This window comes from Corynebacterium sp. c7Ub_26, assembly GCF_053760365.1.
On record NZ_JBSNBL010000001.1, the window covers coordinates 527,981 to 545,423 of the forward strand.

Consider the following 17,443-nt stretch of genomic DNA (forward strand, 5'->3'; position numbering starts at 1 on the left):
GGTAGTATCCATCCGATACGAGTGGGCTCCGTACTGCAAGCCGTGAGCTTGTATGCTAGGGGAGTTCATGCCGACAACCCAACAGGGGAGAATCTGTGTTTGAGTCACTGTCTGACCGATTGACCGGAGCGCTCAAAGGTTTGCGCGGTAAAGGCCGGCTGACTGAATCAGATATTAACGCCACGGCGCGCGAGATCCGCTTAGCTTTACTGGAAGCAGATGTGTCGCTTCCCGTTGTTCGCGCCTTCATTAAGAACATCAAGGCACGCGCTACGGGTGCCGAGGTCTCAGAGGCGCTTAACCCTGCTCAACAGGTTGTTAAGATCGTTAATGAAGAGCTCATCGGCATTTTGGGCGGTGAGACCCGGCGCCTGCAGTTAGCTAAGAATCCTCCGACGGTGATCATGCTCGCCGGCCTGCAGGGTGCTGGTAAAACCACGCTGGCCGGGAAATTAGCTCACCATTTGAAGAAGCAGGGGCACACGCCCATGTTGGTGGCCTGTGACCTCCAGCGCCCGGGGGCCGTTCAGCAGCTGGAAATCGTCGGCCAACGTGCTGACGTGCCAACTTTCGCACCGGATCCGGGGACTTGGACGGACACCGTCGAACATGAAATGGGTCAGTCACACGGCGACCCTGTTGGCGTCGCGACCGCTGGTATTGAAGAAGCACAGCGCACGAAACACGACGTTGTCATCATCGATACCGCCGGTCGGCTCGGTATTGATGAAGTCCTTATGCAGCAGGCGCGAGATATTCGTGACGCTACTAACCCCGACGAAGTCCTGTTCGTGATCGACTCGATGATCGGTCAGGACGCGGTTCATACTGCCGACGCGTTCCGGGAAGGCGTTGACTTCACCGGCGTCGTCCTCACCAAGCTCGATGGCGACGCTCGAGGCGGTGCAGCCCTTTCCATCCGTGAGGTGACAGGGAAGCCGATTCTCTACGTTTCCACTGGTGAAAAGCTTGACGACTTCGACGTCTTCCACCCGGACCGGATGGCCAACCGGATCCTGGGCATGGGCGATGTCCTGACGCTTATCGAGCAGGCTGAGCAGAAGATCAATCAGCAAGAAGCTGAGCGGTCGGCGTCGAAAATGTTTTCCGGGGAACTCACCTTGGATGACTTCCTTGAGCAGATGCTGATGGTGCGTCGCATGGGGCCGATGGGTGCCATTTTGAAGATGCTTCCGGGTGGCTCCGAGATGTCCAAAATGGCCGACATGGTCGACGAAAAGCAGCTCGACCGCATCCAGGCCATTATTCGCGGGATGACTCCCGCTGAGCGCAATGATCCGAAGATGCTGAATGCGTCGCGACGCCGCCGTATTGCTGCCGGTTCGGGTGTGACCGTTCAGGATGTTAACCAGCTGGTTGAGCGCTTCTTTGAGGCAAAGAAGATGATGAGCAAGATGACCAGCCGTTTCGGCATGGGCGGGGGTAGCGCAACAAAGAAGCAGAAGAAAGGCCGTAAAGGCAAGAAGGGGAAGAAGGGCAAGAACAAGAATAAGAATCGTGCCGCGGCACAGCGTGGTGGCGGAATGCCGAACATGGATCAGTTGCAGCAGCTTCAGCAGCAGATGGGCATGGGTGGTGGAATGCCCGGTATGCCCGGGATGGGGCAGCAGAACCTGCCTAAGGGAATGGAAAATATCGACCTCAATAACCTCGATTTTGGGCAAGGCTCTCAGGGCCGACGGAAGAAGTAGCGCTGATAAGTCACTCCGATGAGTGACCCAGATAAGTAACGCTGCGCGGTGTTTCGGTAATTCCGGTGTGATCTGCTAGCATTCGGAAAGTTGTTTGTTTCGGTGTGCTCGCGCGCGAGTAGTGCCGATGGGACAGCGCAAAGCGTTCCTGCGTAACACCGTCCTCGGCCACGGCCGACCGGTGGTCACGCGCAGGTTAAATCCAAGGGCTGAACCGGCTCCCTCTCGGTAGGGAGTGTCTGCACTGCCCGGTGACCACAGAAAGAAGAATATGGCTGTCAAAATTAAGTTGCAGCGGCTCGGTAAGATCCGTACCCCGCACTACCGTGTTATCGTTGCCGATTCCCGCACCCGCCGTTCGGGCCGCGCTATCGAAAACCTGGGCATCTACGAGCCCAAGGCAGATCCGTCAGTGATCCGCATCGATTCCGACCGCGTACAGTACTGGTTGGGCGTTGGCGCTCAGCCGACCGAACCCGTCCTCGCTCTGCTGAAGGTCACAGGTGACTGGCAGAAGTTCAAGGGTCTTCCCGGTGCTGAGGGCACGCTGAAGGCTCAGCCGGAGAAGAAGTCCAAGCTGGATCTCTTCAACGAGGCTCTTGCTGAGGCGAACAATGGCCCGACCTTGGAGGCCATCACCGAAAAGCGCAAGGCTGCAAAGAAGGCTGCTGAAGAAGCAGCGGCTAAAGAAGCCGAAGCTGAGGAAGCTGCTGAAGACAAGGCTGAGGAAGGATCAGCTGAGTAGTTTCACGTTCTGTGAGGTTTGAGCCTCATAACGTCCAGCTTGTGCTTATCCGGTGTGCAGAGTGACTCTGCACACCGGTTTTTGTTTTGCTCCAGTTCCTCGGGATCGTAGTAACTATAGTGGCAGCTATGACGCATGCATCTCCCTCCGATCTCCGCCGCACCACATCAGAGGTGACGTCGTCGGAAGAAAAAATTGTTCTGCACCTTGTCCGGGGTATTGTTCCTCACCCCGATGACGTGACCGTACGGACGACTTACCGGGGGCGGCAGCACGTGCTCATCGTCTACGTCCACCCCGACGATCGCGCCATGGTGATCGGACGCAAAGGACGCCATGCCGAGGCACTGCGCACAATTTTGCGCAGCCTCGACCGCGATACTCGGATAGAGATTCGTTAACGTATTCGCTCCGCGGCCATGATTTTGTGATAATGACGTCGTGACCAAGCATGATAATTCCGCGGACGATCCCAATTACGTACAGATCGGTCGCGTCGTCAAGCCGCATGGGGTCCGGGGAGAATTCGTCGTCTTGCCAACCACGGATGACCCCGAGGGGCGCTTCGCGGTGGGAAGCGTCGTCAGGGCCATGCCCGTAGGTGGGCGCCAGCGTCGGAATGGCGGATCCCAAAAGTCATTTACTCTGACCGTGGCGTCGGTTCGGGGGCACCAAGGCAGAATCATCATGAAGGCTGAGGAAATTCCGGATCGCAACGCCGCCGAGTCTTTGCGGGGAGTGCGCTTCGTTGCGGAGCCTGTTATCGATCACTCCGGCGATGAGTTTTATGACTTCGAGTTGGAAGGGCTTCATGTCCTCACTGTGGGCCCAGTGAGTGCGGAGGAAGCGCACGCGCGGGCTTATGAGGGGGCTCAACCAGAGCCCGAGGACATCGGAATTGTCAAGAATGTGCTGCGTGGGCCGGCCCAGCGCTTGCTGGAAGTGGAGATAGAGTCCGATGGTGCGCCGCGAACGGTCCTCATTCCATTTGTCCAGGCCATTGTGCCGATCGTCGATATCGACAATGAGGCCATTGTTGTGACCCCGCCCGAGGGATTGTTGGACCTACCGTAGGAGGACAGGATGGATAAGGAAACGACCGTGCCTCACCACCTGCGGCTTGATGTCATTACTATCTTTCCCGCCTACATGGAACCGCTGCGGCACGCCTTGCTTGGCAAAGCAATCGAACAGGGGATTATCAGCGTCGGCGTTCACGATCTCCGGCAGTGGGCGTCGGGGGTTCACAAGTCTGTCGACGATTCACCCTATGGGGGCGGCCCGGGCATGGTGATGAAGCCCGACGTGTGGGGGAGCGCTCTAGACGACGTCGCCCAGGGCACTGGCCCCGTCGCTGAGTCCGCGGACCTTGTCACGGCCGAGCCCCACCGGCGCCAACCGAGGCATGATGACCTGCTCGATTCATCTGATGACGCCAGTGGTTCGGTGGGGCAGGTCGTCGAAACTGGTCAGTCTGGCCAGTCTGGCCGCACCTCGTCGACGCCGGTACTCGTCGTACCAACCCCGACAGGTACTCCGCTTACCCAGGAGTTAGCCCACGAGCTAGCTCAGGAAGATCACCTCGTTTTCGCTTCCGGCCGTTATGAGGGCATTGACCAGCGGGTTTTCGATGAAGCCCGCGATCATTATCGCGTTCAGGAAGTGTCGATCGGCGATTATGTTTTGGTCGGCGGTGAGGTTGCTGTGTTGGTCATGGCTGAAGCGATTGTTCGGCTGATCCCGGGCGTTCTTGGCAACCGGCGCAGCCACGAGGAGGATTCGTTCTCTGAGGGGTTGCTGGAGGGGCCGAGGTACACGAAGCCACGGTCGTGGCGCGGTCGGGACGTCCCCGATATTTTGCTGTCGGGTGATCACGCGAAGGTCGATCAGTGGAATCGGGAGCGTGCCCTAGAAATCACGGCCCAACGTCGGCCAGATTTGATTGAGCGTTGCCGGGCTGCGGGGCTCCTGAGCCATGCTGACGATGAGTGGCTAGAGCGCAACGGCTACCATCGGTCGGGTGATTATTCAGACCCTCGCTCATGAATTAGGTGTTACTGAACAACAAGTCCGCACGACTGTTGATTTGCTGGACCAAGGTAATACGGTTCCGTTCATTGCCCGCTACCGCAAGGAAATGACGGGCGGTCTCGACGACGCCCAGCTCCGCACCCTGTCGGAGCGCTTGACCTATCTTCGGGAGCTTGAGGACCGCAAGCAGACGATCCTCGAAGCAATTGATAGCCAGGGCAAACTGACCGACGAGTTGCGGGAGCTCATCCAGCAGTGCGACACGAAGGCCCGCTTAGAGGATCTGTATCTGCCCTATAAAAAGCGTCGCAGGACGAAGGCGGATAAGGCGCGGGAAGCTGGTCTTGAGCCGCTTCTTGATTCTTTACTTGCCGACGCCACGCTGGATCCGGAACCGGTGGCGCAGTCCTACACAACAGAGGGGTTTGAGGATGCGAAGGCGGCGCTGGAGGGTGCGCGCGCTATTTTCGTTGACCGCTTAGCGACGAACGCGGACCTCGTCGGCCATATTCGCGACAGGGTGTGGGATTCTGGCGCCCTCGAGGCTCACGTTGTGGAGGGTAAGGAGCAGGAGGGGGCGACGTATCGGGATTATTTCGACTTCGTGGAACAGCTCTCGGATGTGCCGTCGCACCGTGTGCTGGCTTTGTTGCGCGGTGAGCGTGAGGGTGTCATTTCCCTGTCGATCGATCCTGGTGACGACGCTCCTTATGTTGGCCTCATTGCCGACGACGCGGACTTGGGGAGCGCTATTGACCGGGATGGTCCCGCCGCGGATTGGATTGAGAAGGCGATCCAGTGGGGCTGGCGGACGAAACTGAGCGTTTCTGCGAGTTTGGACGCTCGGATGCGGGCGAAAGAGAAGGCCGAAGCAACGGCGGTAGAGGTTTTTGCGAAGAATCTCCACGACGTCTTGCTCGCTGCGCCTGCTGGCCAGAAAGTGACCATCGGCCTCGACCCCGGGTACCGCAATGGCGTGAAAGTGGCGGTCGTCGATGACACGGGGAAAGTGGTGGACACGACGATCGTGTATCCCCATCAGCCACAGAACAGGTGGTCGGCGGCCGTCGACGAATTAGCGATGATGTGCGCTCGCCACCATGTTGTCCTGATGGCTATCGGCAACGGAACAGCCAGCCGCGAGACAGAGAAACTCTCCCGCGAGGTGGCGGCCAGGGTGAAGGAGCTGGGCAGCGATGCGCCGACTCCCGTGGTCGTGTCAGAGTCCGGAGCCTCCGTCTATTCGGCGTCGGAACTAGCGAGTAAAGAGTGCCCGGATCTGGATGTTTCCTTGCGTGGAGCGGTGTCGATTGCCCGCCGTTTGCAGGACCCGTTGGCGGAGTTGGTCAAGGTTGATCCGAAATCGATTGGTGTTGGGCAGTACCAGCATGACGTCAACCAGTCATCCTTGACCGATGCTCTGAACGCTGTGGTGGAAGACGCGGTTAATGCCGTGGGTGTTGATTTGAACACTGCGTCAGCTCCGCTGCTGACCCGTGTGGCCGGCGTGACGCCGACCATCGCCGAGAACATTGTGGCGTATCGCGAAGACAACGGTGCTTTCGATTCGCGGAAGACATTGACGAAGGTCCCGCGCCTTGGGCCGAAGGCATTCGAGCAGTGCGCCGGTTTCTTGCGTATCCGTGGAGGTTCGCAACCGCTTGACGCGTCGGCAGTACACCCGGAGTCGTACGGTGTTGTGTCGACAATTTCGGAGGCCACTGGCCTGGACGTGGACCACCTCATGGGAAATTCGCGCGTACTCAGTGGGCTCGATCCGGCTCAGTTTGCCCAGGGGCCTGTGGGAATCCCGACGGCGACCGATATCATTGCTGAGCTCGATAAACCGGGCCGCGATCCGCGTCCGGAGTTCCGGACCGCAACGTTCAAAGAGGGCATAGAAAAGGTTTCTGATCTCACTCCCGGGATGGTGCTTGAGGGCACGGTCACGAACGTCGCCGCCTTCGGTGCTTTCGTCGATATCGGAGTCCACCAGGACGGGCTTGTTCATGTGTCAGCGATGAGTGATCGTTTTGTGTCGGATCCGCACGATGTAGTGAAGTCGGGCCAGGTCGTTCGCGTCAAAGTCATGGACGTGGATACAGATCGGCAGCGTATTGGGTTGTCCCTGCGGTTGAACGACGAGCCGGGAGAGAAAGGCCAGCTTCGGCAAGGGGATCATCGTGAGAATCGTCGAGACGGGCACGATCACGCCTCTCATCGGCGTGGCCAGGGTTCACGCAAGCCCAATCAGGGTGGCCGCCGAGGATCGCGTAATCGACGTGAGCAGGGTGGTCCCATGGCCGACGCTCTTCGTCGCGCCGGGTTTGGCAAGTAACCGGGAGCCGACGTCGGGATCCGCTGGCATGACTTTCGGCGGACACACCGTTTGCGTCGTCTGAGTTGGAGAAATGACAGCTGTAGTGCGATAATGCTGAGGTTGTCTGTTTCGCCGAATGCAAGCGAAAGCCGTCGTTGTAACAATCGACGTTGAGGCTGGGATGCTGCAACGCTATCCCGGAGCATTCTGCGTAACTCGACAGTGAAAATGTACTGGGTACGAGCCGGCCGAGCGCCCTCCAGGGAAGTGCCGCTAGGTTCCTCTGCTCCGACCACGAAGGATCGTATTTATGAACATTCTTGACAAGGTTGATGCTGCATCACTGCGCGACGATATTCCGGAGTTCCGCTCTGGCGATACCGTTGATGTCCACGTGAAGGTCATTGAGGGCCAGAAGTCCCGTATTCAGGTGTTCCGGGGCGTTGTTATCCGTCGCCAGGGCTCCGGTATCCGTGAGACCTTTACCGTTCGCAAGGTGTCGTTCGGCATCGGTGTGGAGCGTACCTTCCCGGTTCACACCCCGAACATCGACCACATCGAGGTTTTGACTCGCGGTGACGTTCGCCGTGCAAAGCTGTACTACCTGCGTAACCTGCGCGGTAAGGCGGCCAAGATTAAGGAACGTCGTTAATCGGCTGTCCCTCGTTAACCACCTCGGTGGTGCGACAATGGAGACCAATGTGAGTGCTAAGGCACATCGCATTGGTCTTTTTTATGTCCAGTGTGCCGTATAGACCATTACTTATTGGGTCGTTGGCCTGAAGTCGTTGGGGTGTGTCAGCTAGAGGGCAGTAGAAACGATAACTTAACAATTAATCCTCAAGTACGACACGACGTTGATCACGAATATGTGGGCGTAAAACACGACATTTACGTAGAGAGCATCGCGGTAGACTGGGGATTCCTACCTTAAACGGGGGTAATTTTTGTGGCTTGGTCCTTTTTCTACGGTTCCGTAGGTAGATTCAATGTTGGTTCTTCAGTTTCCCCTCTCGTATGACTACGAGGTGTCACTGCACTGCTGCCGTTGGAACCACTATGGCAACCAGTGATGTTCCCGAAGCGCTGCAGGATTGCCGACGCCATCGAGATCTGTTGAAACCTTCTTATTACTGGATGGAATACATGTCGCACTCAGTCGCAGTGAATGACCTCTGGTCACGTCGAGCCGAGTGCAAGGTTGTGTGAAAGGCTCAGAATGCTCTCATCGCTTCACTCATCGACAAAGAAAGTGGCCGCGTGTGTGCTTGCTGCTGCTACTGCTATCGCCGGAATGACAGGTGCGGTCAGTACCGCCCCACAGGCTTCAGCTAAGCCCGTAACGACACAGGTTGATCTTCCCGCGGCAAAGGATGTCCCGTGGGCTGAAACCGTTGGCCATGGACCAAAAGAGGACAGCTTTGTCCAGGCGACATTACTCGGAATGACGAATCCGGCTCTGGCCCCTTAGGGTGCAAATGTGGAATGTACCCCGCGCCCCGGTGAGAATCCCATTGTTTTGCTCCACGGTTTGAACTCGAATTTCTATTCGACGTATGCACGGATGGCTCCAGAATTGGCAGCTGCAGGTTTCTGTGTCTACGGGTTCAATTACGGTGACCCTCGGCCGATGACAGTGGACAACGCAACAGCACCCGGGTTGATCCCTGGACTGAATGGTCTTAACCCGATGGCGGATAGCGCGGATGAAGTCACCGCCAAGATTGATGAAATTCGCCAGAAGACAGGGGCCGATGACGTAGACATCATCGGCTATTCTGAAGGCGGAACAATGGCAGCTGCCTATGCTAAGCGCAAAGAAGGAAAGGGAGTTGGGAAAGTCATAACCCTTGGTGGTGTTCTGAAAGGGACGACAGTTCTTGGGCTTAACCATCTATACCAAGAGCTGGATGCTGCTCAATTGCCAATCAGCATGGTGGTTGGCGCGCTGGGTGGACCGGCATCTAACGATCTGTTAACTGGTTCAGATTTCATGACCCACGAGATGAATGACGTCGAGGTTCCTGGTGTCAAGTACGTGTCCATTTCGTCCCATGCTGATTTAGTTGTTACTCCGACAACTCATGCACAGTTCACGACGGCGGCGGAATCAGGTAACGATGTTGATGTCAGCAACATCGTGACGCAAGATGGGTGCAATAAGGACTATGGCGATCACCTCTCGTATACGACGAATCCGCGTGTTATTGCTTACGCGATGAACGCATTGGGGCGGGATGTCGCAGTTCCGTGTGTTCCGGCCGTCTTGTTCGCGACATCGTAGACGGTGTCCTCGGCGGAGCTATTAGCAACGCGAATCCATTGGTTGCATACGCCCGCGACGACGCGGAGTGAGGAGCTCCGAGGATTTGCTATTGGGTGTGTTTTGGTCGTCGCTGGGGGCATGGGGGGTAGCGGAGTTGTTACCCTACCGTCGTTGGCCGTCGTGGCGGAGACATGACATCATGTTTTGCTGAATTCTGCTGGTACTATGACGGCCTGTGACCGAAACTAACCCATCGGGCTGGCGCCCCTGTACGAGCCCTGAGCGTTTACGTGCGTCGAGGGGGAAGAATATCGATCGCCCGTCACCTGATGGGCGACGAGTTCGGCGTCAGCCGTCACGAACCTCGGTCAGACATGACAGCAGAGCGCTGCGTGAACGGCAGAATTCTCGCGGGGGCAGCGTCGGCAAGAGGCCTTCACACCGTCCGGCAGAACGTCGTTCCACGCGCCCCGCTGCTCCGTCGAAAAGCGAGCGCTCGAGAAAACAGTCGCCTCGTTCCGAGCGTCCGTGGTATATCGATGTCCCCATTATTATTGCGATTGCGCTGATAGCGACCATCGCTTTTCAAGCAGTGGTGGGGCGGGTTTATGTCATTCCCTCTGAATCCATGGAGCCCACACTTCATGGATGCACGGACTGCAATAATGACCGAATTTTCGTCAATAAAATGGTGTATGACTTTAAAGACCCCAAGCCCGGCGATGTGGTGGTATTTAAAGGTCCAGAGTCTTGGGATAATGCGTACACAACGAGTCGATCGAGTAATCGGATTGTCCGCGGTTTTCAAAACTTAGGGTCGTATATCGGACTCGTGGCACCAGACGAAAATGATCTTGTTAAGCGTGTCATAGCGACCGGTGGCCAGAAAGTGGAATGCTTACCTGGCGATAATGGGGTCAAAGTTAACGGGAAGGAGATTGATAATTCGGATATCATGAACCCGCCGTCCCGGAGCGTCGATACTAAAGGTGGATCGATTGCTTGTGGGGGCGAATACTTCGGGCCCGTGAAAGTTCCCGAGGATCATCTCTGGGTCATGGGTGATAACCGCACCAATTCGAGAGATTCGCGGTTCCACTTGGGGGATCAATACCAAGGAACTGTTCCGGTGGATAATGTGATTGGTCGCGTTGATGCTCGCATTTTGCCGTTCAATCGGATAGGTACTGTGAAGCATCCTCAGATTCAGTCGTAGGGGATCGGTTGTGCTGATAACGTCGGGGAGTGCTCTGCTGGTTGACGGGCATTCGCATACTTTTAACCAGGTGAGAGCGTGTGTAGAAACGAATAAACATGCTGGTACCAAGCATGCTGGTGCGCGGTTGACCATTCAGGCCACGCGAATTCGTCGTATGCCACAAGCCCGGACATATGAGCATGCATTGGTCAAAGCCGGGTTAGGTCCCGTCGCCGGTGTGGATGAGGCAGGTCGGGGAGCGTGCTGCGGCCCGATGGCCATAGCCGCGTGCATATTGCCGGCAAAGCCCATTCATCCCCTGGATAAGCTGAATGATTCTAAGATACTTTCTCCTACAATGAGAGAAAAGCTGTTCCCGATTATTAAAGATTCCGCTGAATCATGGTCAGTCATTCTTATTTCAGCTGCAGATATCGATAAATATGGAATCCAAGCCATGAATATCGCGGGGATGCGACGTGCCGTGGGTGCTTTAGACGAACGCCCTCACTATGTTCTTACCGACGCCATGCGAGTCGATGGGCTGACGCAACCGCATCTTCCGATCATCGGTGGGGATTCGGCTGCCCGGTGCATCGCGGCCGCAAGCGTCTTGGCGAAAGTTACTCGTGACCACTACATGTGCGATCTCGCGGAGCGCTACCCCGGGTATGGTCTGGAGAAACACAAGGGTTACGGGACTGCTCAACATATTGACGCGGTGCGCCTCCACGGCGGGACGCCCGAGCATCGTTACACTTATCGGAACGTGGCCGAGGCGGTAGGTGCGTACCGTGCTCATCATTCGATCTGATCGTCTGACCTTTATTGAATTGACGTACATTATGTCGTATATCCGGATCTGCTGTGGAGGATTGAGTTTCAGTGAGTGCTGAGGATCTTGAAAATTTCGAGGCCGACGTCGAATTATCCATGTATCGCGAATACCGCGACGTGGTAAGCCAGTTTTCGTATGTCGTGGAAACGGAACGTCGGTTTTATTTAGCTAATGCGGTGGAGCTCATACCTAATAATTCGAACGGTGAAGTCTACTTTGAAGTTCGGATGTCGGATGCCTGGGTGTGGGACATGTACCGGCCTGCTCGTTTTGTTAAGTACGTGCGAGTTATCACCTTTAAAGATGTCAACATTGAGGAGCTAGATAAGCCTGATATCCAGCTTCCGGATTAGGTCGACTCACACTAGCGAGAATTGAGAGGGGGCCTTCAGAGCGCTTTTTTCCGAGCCCCTTTTTAGAGTTCTTTTTAGTGCTTTTGTGCCCACGTGCTCAGAGCACACATAGGGGTAGTAGCACGTTGTGTGCTCTACATAGTGTGCTTGTTACTTAGTTATCCCCAGGCCGGAAGTTATCCCCAGCGACGCATGGTGTTCACACCGAATGCCTACGTCGCTGGGGATTTTTATGAGAAGCTATCGCCCACACGGATATGACTGACATCAGTAGTAGGGGGTCGTGGTGGGGACTGACGGTAGTACACAGACACAGCTTTGTCTTGACGACGATTACGTGTCGGCGTTTGTAGGGAGTTGTTTCACTCAGCTTTTAGGCCGGTGGGGCGAAGATCGCGCAGCGGAATGGCTTGTCCGCCAAGGGTTCGTCATCGTCGACAGGAACTGGCGCTTTCGCGGTGGCGAGTTGGACATCGTCGCCACGATGAACAGCAGCGTGGGCAACTCATCGACGGTATGCGCCGTCGTCGAGGTCAAAACCCGTCGAACCCAGTTTTTTGGTGGAGGAGTTGAGGCCATTACGCGCAAGAAGCAGCAGACTCTTCGGCGAGGAATGAGCCAATGGCTAACCGCCCACCCCGACATCCATCCGCAGTTCATTCGTATCGATTTGATCGACATTGCGGTCCATCCCCCTAGCGACGGTATGCCATGGCGTTGTTCGCTCGAGCACTTTGAAGAGGTGGCGTGATGACCGTCGGGCGGACCTACTCTGTGGCCCTTCAAGGGGTATCCGGAATTCCTATCTCCATTGAGGCGGATTCTGGTCCGGGCCTACCCGGAATGAACGTCGTCGGTTTGGGGGATACAGCGGTATCAGAGGCGCGCGACCGCATCCGATCAGCGGCGAGAAACTCCGGCCTCGAGTGGCCAAAAACGAAGATCGTGGTCAGTCTCTCGCCTGCCTCGTTACCAAAGAACGGATCTGGCTATGACCTTGCTCTGGTGATCGCGGTTTTAGCCTCGAATGCCAGCAGGTCTGCGAATGGATTGGGTGGCTCGAAGACACGTGACCGGGACATAGAAGCCCGGCTTGACTCGACGGCTTTTATCGGAGAACTAGGGCTGAACGGTGATGTCCGTTCTGTTGCCGGCGTCCTTCCCGCTGTTATCGCAGCGCGTGACCAGGGAATGACGGCTGCCATTGTTCCCGCGGCGAACGCGGCGGAAGCCTCTTTGGTTGCGGGTATTTCGGTTTGGGCTGTGACCTCATTGCGTGCGACATGGGCGTGGGTATGTACGGGACAACCGATGACGAGTGATCAATCGGCGTTGATCTCAGAAGCTGTGCAGCATGCATGTATTCGGTGTGAGCATCACCGCGTATCGTCTGCGACCGGCCACGACGACGAGACGCTGGACATGTCGGAAGTTTTCGGTCAAGAACTAGCCCGGCGCGGTATCGAAATCGCGGCCGCCGGTGGCCACCACATGCTTCTCATCGGCCCACCTGGGTCGGGGAAATCAATGTTGGCCGCGCGTATGCCCACAATCCTCCCGCCATTAAGTGAACAAGAATGCCTTGAAGTGACGGCGATTCATTCGTTGTCGTCGGAGACGATGACCGACGTGGTCACTCATCCTCCCTTTGTGGACCCGCATTATTCGATCTCGGTCGCTGGCCTTATTGGTGGGGGTTCGGGGCGTCCGCGGCCTGGCGCGATCAGTCGGGCGCATCACGGTGTCTTGTTTCTCGACGAGGTGGGGGAGATGAAAGCTCGCGTCCTCGACGCTCTGCGAACGCCACTTGAGCAGGGCTATGTGCGGATTTCGCGCAATCGTTTTTCCGTCGTCTATCCATCGAGTTTTCAGCTGATTATGGCAGCGAACCCGTGTCCCTGCGGTGCAGCGACGCCTCAGGAGTGTCGGTGTACAGGCCGTGTTCGCTCGACATATTTGTCTGGATTATCAGGTCCACTCTTAGACAGAATTGATCTTGCTGTGACGACGGCTCCGAAGGGATCCATGGTGTCGTCGATACGTCGTGGTGAGTCGTCAAAATCGATACGACGTCGAGTATGTCAGGCCCACCTACGTGCCGGGCGACGGTGGGAGTCCGCTGGTTTGGGGCCGATCACGAACTCTCGCGTTCCAGGAAAATGGATCCGCGAGTGGTTAAGCACTGTCCCGGTCGTGGCCAGCTATGTCGACTATTTATTACGAACAGATGCGGTAACCCAGCGAGGGGTTGACCGTCTGTGTCGGGTGGCGTTCACCATTGCGGATCTTGAGGCGGGGTCGGCTGGTACTGGTGACGTGGGTTCGTCGGGGATAGACACGGTGGTCGGGCTTTCTCACGTGACGCTCGACCATTTTGATGAAGCACAGTCTTTACATGAGGGGGTAGACAACATTGGGCGATAACGGTACCTGTCACGCAGGTCAGGCAGATGATTGTGAGAACGGGCGAGCGATTAAGGGAAGCGGGCCGAGTAAGGCAGCGCCTTCTTTGGTTCATTCGGCCATTTTTAAGGACGCCCCAGATTTTACGGCGCGGCATCAAGCGTGGGCTTATCTCAATCGTGTTGTGGAGGGGCCGAATGCGCATCTTTTGGCTCTGATTTGGGAAAGCGGGGAATCGGATCCGATTTCTGCTGCTGTACGAATTATTCGTCGTGATCCGAGTCTTCCGTCGAAGGTGTTGAGTGCTACTGAGTCGCGCTGCGAATGGTTCCAACCGCTGGCAGACCTTCATTCCGCAGCCTCCGTCGGAGCGCGTTTCGTTACACCCGATGACGACGCGTGGCCGGGTCCAATACTTGCAGAATCTTTTCACGTTTCCCGCATTGCAGATGGGGCGAAATCCCATCACGATGATGCGATCCCGCCACATGGGTTATGGGTGAAAGGTGGGAATGCTCGGGTCTTGACGGAGAAAGCGATCACTGTTGTTGGCACACGTGCTGCCACAAGGTACGGGAATGCGGTCGCTGCAGATATCGGCGCTGAGTGCGCTACGCACGGGTGGACAGTGGTCTCGGGAGGCGCCTTCGGTATCGACATCAGCGCGCACCGTGCAGCACTCCGTGTCGGTCATTCCACTGTTGCCATCGTGGCCCACGGTATCGACGTCACCTATCCCGCAGCCCATAGAACTGAGTTCAACGACATCGCTCGTGATGGAGCGGTGATCACAGAGTATCCGCCGGGCACGCGTCCGGCTCGGCATCGATTCTTGACCAGGAACCGCCTATCAGCGGCCTTGGGGCAAGGGGTTGTCGTTATCGAGGCTGGTTATCGCTCTGGTGCGCTCAATACCGTGAGCTGGGCTGAGACGATGGGCAAGCAGGTGTTCGCAGTACCCGGAGCAGTGACGTCACGATCATCCCATGGCTGTCACCGACTCATTCGCGAAGGTCGCGCCGAATTGGTTGAAAGCGGGGCGGACCTCATCGAATCACTGAGCCCCTTGGGAACAGTGGATAGCGATGCCCAGCTGGAAATGGATTATCCCGCGACGGACGTCCAGCGGCTTGATCGACCGTCATTACGCGTGTTTGATGCAGTAAGCGGTAAGAGATCTGACGCAGCCGCCATCGCCGCGTCGTCCGGTCTTCCCTTGATTCAGACCATGACGATCTTGTGTGAACTCAGAGACAAGGGACTAATTAGCCGGACCGGAAATCTCTGGCAACGTGACACTGCTGCCTCCTCGGTGTGATCGCGCGTATTCGGTCTGATTCCAGGTCCTTGGTGGGATCGTGTCTCGGCACCTATACTCGATATATATGGCCGGAACACCGAATTCACCCGATGCTGGTTCCAGTAAAGACCGGAATGATGCTGCGTCGGATAACGAACCGGCCGTATCGGCGCAGTGGGACGGCATTATCGAGGACTATCTAGACTTCCTCACGTTTACCAAGGGCCGCAGTGAGAACACGGTCAAGGCTTATCGCAACGATCTTCACTCGCTTGTCGACGGGCTAACGACGGTTGATCAGCTCACCCTGCACCACATTCGACGCTGGCAGGCAGATGCTTTGCGCGCCGGGCATGCGCGATCGAGTCTCTCGCGTCGCGCCTCCGCAGCGAGGAATTTTGGTCGATGGCTTGACCACCGAGGAATTGTGCGGAGCGATCCAGCATCCCGTTTGTCGTCGCCACAGCCGGATAAAACGCTTCCACGTGTCTTATCTGCTGATCAAACGGCACAAATACTCCACAACTTGGAAGTTGGTGCGGAAGAAGAGGACCCCATTGCTCTCCGCGACCTCGCCATGGTCGAGTTCATGTATGGCACTGGCGTGCGAGTATCCGAACTGTGTCGGCTCAACATTGGGGACCTAGATTTCGCGAGACAGACGGTCACTATTCTGGGAAAAGGCAATAAACAACGTGTTGTTCCCTTCGGTGAGTCTGCTGCGCGAGCACTGAAGCGGTGGATGGATACTGGACGCCCCACGGTCGCTGCGCACGGGCACCATAACGACGCCGATCAGGCTGTTTTCCTAGGGAAACGGGGCGGTCGAATTGACCCGCGCCAAGTCAGAACGGTTGTTCATCAAGCGACCTCGACCATATTGGGCGGGGATGTTTCTCCACACGCTCTCAGGCACAGCGCGGCCACTGATGTTCTTGAAGGGGGAGCGGATCTCCGGGTTGTCCAAGAAATGCTGGGACACGCATCGCTAGCAACAACCCAGATTTACACGCATGTTGATTCTGAGCGCTTGAAAGCGGTGTTTAACCAAGCGCACCCGCGGGCGTAATTCAACGTTGCCAGGCCGGCCGTCGCGTGGCCGAGCATTGCTTGACCGAACGTTGATTTCACAGCGCAGGTCGCGTCGGAACTGGTTCTAGTGCTGGTTCCGCTCATTGAGGCTTCAACCTCACTTCTGATCGGCCCAGAAGCGTCAGGGGGTCGATGTAACTCTCGCCGATTTTTGCTCCCCACCCAAGTCCTGGGCCGTGAGTCGCTTCATTCTCGTTGGCAAGGACACCAATAATGTCACCCCTGCGGACAACGTCGCCACGGGAGCGTCGAGAAATTACAGGGTCATACGTGGTCCGGATACCGTCCGCGTGCTGGATCGATACCACCGGCCGGCCACCAACCTGCCCAGCGAATGCAATGGTCCCCGACATAGACGCTCGAATAGGTGTGCCAGGAGTGGCTTCAAGATCAACACCGCGATGTCCGGACAACCAGGGTTCCGGCGGAGCTTTGAAGAGAACGATCACCTTAGATGCCACTGGCAGTCGATGTCGGTGGATATGGTGGTGCGCTGTGAGCGGGGTGTGCTTGAGCGATGCCTCGTCGGTAGTACCCTCCGCATGAGCTACGGCCGTGTTGCGCGTGCTCGCTGATGCCATCAAAACAGGACTATGAGCAGGACAAAGACTGAGCGCCATGACCCACATGATGGTCACCGCCGTGAACAACACGGTCAGCGAACTGCGTGTACGAATCTTGGAAACAAGTGGTGTTGACAAAGCCATGACATAAGAGTCCGCTCATTCATGAAAATCGGGGTGTGATCGAGGGCTCGTCACCCCTCATTCTGTGGATAACTGGAGGCCTGTGGATTAATCGAATCGGGGAGCGACGCTTCAACTGTTCCCGCTGGAGTCTCATTCGAGTTGCGCCAGAGTGCGTCGTTTTTTAGGACTTGGGGAAAAGCGTTCTAAGCAGTACAATTAGCCGTTGCAATGTGCCTACGTGGGCCGCGTAGAGCTAACAACGGAGAGCGTCGCGGTGAGCTTAGAGTCTCACAGCCGCATGAAACCGTTGACGCCTCGACGTGGTTTCGCCGTATGACCATTGACTTCGCGTGACCATCACGCCCACTTCTTTAACGCGTTAAAGCCGTTAAAGCCTTATTTTTTGTCTACGTGGCAGCAGTTACGTCGGCGAAAGCCAAGGACTTGTTCCGCGTTAAAAACGAAGGGTGAGGGAGAGAATGTGGTCTCGGGAATC

At 56.6% G+C, this 17,443-nt stretch carries 18 protein-coding genes; 17 read left to right on the top strand and 1 reads right to left on the bottom strand.

Annotated features, from left to right (window positions below):
- The first annotated feature begins 95 nt into the window (after positions 1-95).
- From ffh to ACWORE_RS02315, 17 genes are all read left to right on the top strand, one after another.
- On the top strand, positions 96-1,712 hold the full coding sequence (ffh, locus tag ACWORE_RS02235) for a signal recognition particle protein (protein ID WP_455302340.1): 1,617 nt from the start codon (positions 96-98) through the stop codon (positions 1,710-1,712).
- A gap of 271 nt (positions 1,713-1,983) precedes the next feature.
- The gene (gene rpsP / locus ACWORE_RS02240) at positions 1,984-2,457 is read left to right on the top strand and encodes a 30S ribosomal protein S16 (RefSeq protein WP_448235525.1); all 474 of its coding nucleotides are present in this window, start codon (positions 1,984-1,986) and stop codon (positions 2,455-2,457) included.
- Positions 2,458-2,585: 128 nt separating this feature from the next.
- Entirely contained in the window at positions 2,586-2,858 is a 273-nt protein-coding gene (locus tag ACWORE_RS02245) for a KH domain-containing protein (RefSeq protein ID WP_296135885.1), read from the top strand.
- Between the two features lie 40 nt (positions 2,859-2,898).
- Positions 2,899-3,531 (top strand): ribosome maturation factor RimM, encoded by a 633-nt coding sequence (locus ACWORE_RS02250; protein ID WP_455302341.1) that lies wholly within the window; start codon positions 2,899-2,901, stop codon positions 3,529-3,531.
- Positions 3,532-3,570: 39 nt separating this feature from the next.
- The gene (trmD, locus tag ACWORE_RS02255; RefSeq protein WP_448234446.1) at positions 3,571-4,503 is read left to right on the top strand and encodes a tRNA (guanosine(37)-N1)-methyltransferase TrmD; all 933 of its coding nucleotides are present in this window, start codon (positions 3,571-3,573) and stop codon (positions 4,501-4,503) included.
- Positions 4,478-6,826, top strand: a complete 2,349-nt coding sequence (locus tag ACWORE_RS02260) for a Tex family protein (protein ID WP_455302343.1) — start codon at positions 4,478-4,480, stop codon at positions 6,824-6,826. Before trmD ends, ACWORE_RS02260 begins: the two co-directional genes overlap by 26 nt.
- 292 nt (positions 6,827-7,118) lie before the next feature.
- A complete protein-coding gene (rplS, locus tag ACWORE_RS02265) occupies positions 7,119-7,460 on the top strand; it encodes a 50S ribosomal protein L19 (RefSeq protein ID WP_046202459.1) in 342 nt (113 codons plus the stop codon).
- A gap of 407 nt (positions 7,461-7,867) precedes the next feature.
- A complete protein-coding gene (locus ACWORE_RS02270) occupies positions 7,868-8,017 on the top strand; it encodes a hypothetical protein (RefSeq protein ID WP_455302344.1) in 150 nt (49 codons plus the stop codon).
- 10 nt (positions 8,018-8,027) lie between these two features.
- Positions 8,028-8,279: a hypothetical protein gene (locus ACWORE_RS02275; protein WP_455302345.1), complete on the top strand. Its 252-nt coding sequence runs from the start codon at positions 8,028-8,030 to the stop codon at positions 8,277-8,279.
- A 9-nt stretch (positions 8,280-8,288) separates the two neighbouring features.
- Entirely contained in the window at positions 8,289-9,092 is an 804-nt protein-coding gene (locus tag ACWORE_RS02280; protein ID WP_455302346.1) for an esterase/lipase family protein, read from the top strand.
- Between the two features lie 217 nt (positions 9,093-9,309).
- Positions 9,310-10,290, top strand: coding sequence for a signal peptidase I (gene lepB, locus ACWORE_RS02285; protein WP_455302347.1), 981 nt, complete (start codon positions 9,310-9,312; stop codon positions 10,288-10,290).
- Between the two features lie 157 nt (positions 10,291-10,447).
- A complete protein-coding gene (locus tag ACWORE_RS02290) occupies positions 10,448-11,086 on the top strand; it encodes a ribonuclease HII (protein WP_455302597.1) in 639 nt (212 codons plus the stop codon).
- 71 nt (positions 11,087-11,157) lie between these two features.
- Positions 11,158-11,463, top strand: coding sequence for a DUF2469 domain-containing protein (locus ACWORE_RS02295; RefSeq protein ID WP_012731807.1), 306 nt, complete (start codon positions 11,158-11,160; stop codon positions 11,461-11,463).
- A 283-nt stretch (positions 11,464-11,746) separates the two neighbouring features.
- Positions 11,747-12,214, top strand: coding sequence for a YraN family protein (locus ACWORE_RS02300; RefSeq protein ID WP_455302348.1), 468 nt, complete (start codon positions 11,747-11,749; stop codon positions 12,212-12,214).
- Entirely contained in the window at positions 12,214-13,887 is a 1,674-nt protein-coding gene (locus ACWORE_RS02305) for a YifB family Mg chelatase-like AAA ATPase (protein ID WP_455302599.1), read from the top strand. The genes ACWORE_RS02300 and ACWORE_RS02305 overlap by 1 nt, the downstream gene beginning before the upstream one ends.
- Positions 13,877-15,184, top strand: coding sequence for a DNA-processing protein DprA (gene dprA, locus ACWORE_RS02310; protein WP_455302349.1), 1,308 nt, complete (start codon positions 13,877-13,879; stop codon positions 15,182-15,184). The genes ACWORE_RS02305 and dprA overlap by 11 nt, the downstream gene beginning before the upstream one ends.
- A 67-nt stretch (positions 15,185-15,251) precedes the next feature.
- Entirely contained in the window at positions 15,252-16,235 is a 984-nt protein-coding gene (locus ACWORE_RS02315; RefSeq protein WP_455302350.1) for a tyrosine recombinase XerC, read from the top strand.
- A gap of 103 nt (positions 16,236-16,338) precedes the next feature.
- Here ACWORE_RS02315 and ACWORE_RS02320 read toward each other — a convergent pair whose 3' ends face one another.
- Positions 16,339-16,965, bottom strand: a complete 627-nt coding sequence (locus ACWORE_RS02320; protein WP_455302351.1) for a M23 family metallopeptidase — start codon at positions 16,963-16,965, stop codon at positions 16,339-16,341.
- Positions 16,966-17,443 lie beyond the last annotated feature (478 nt).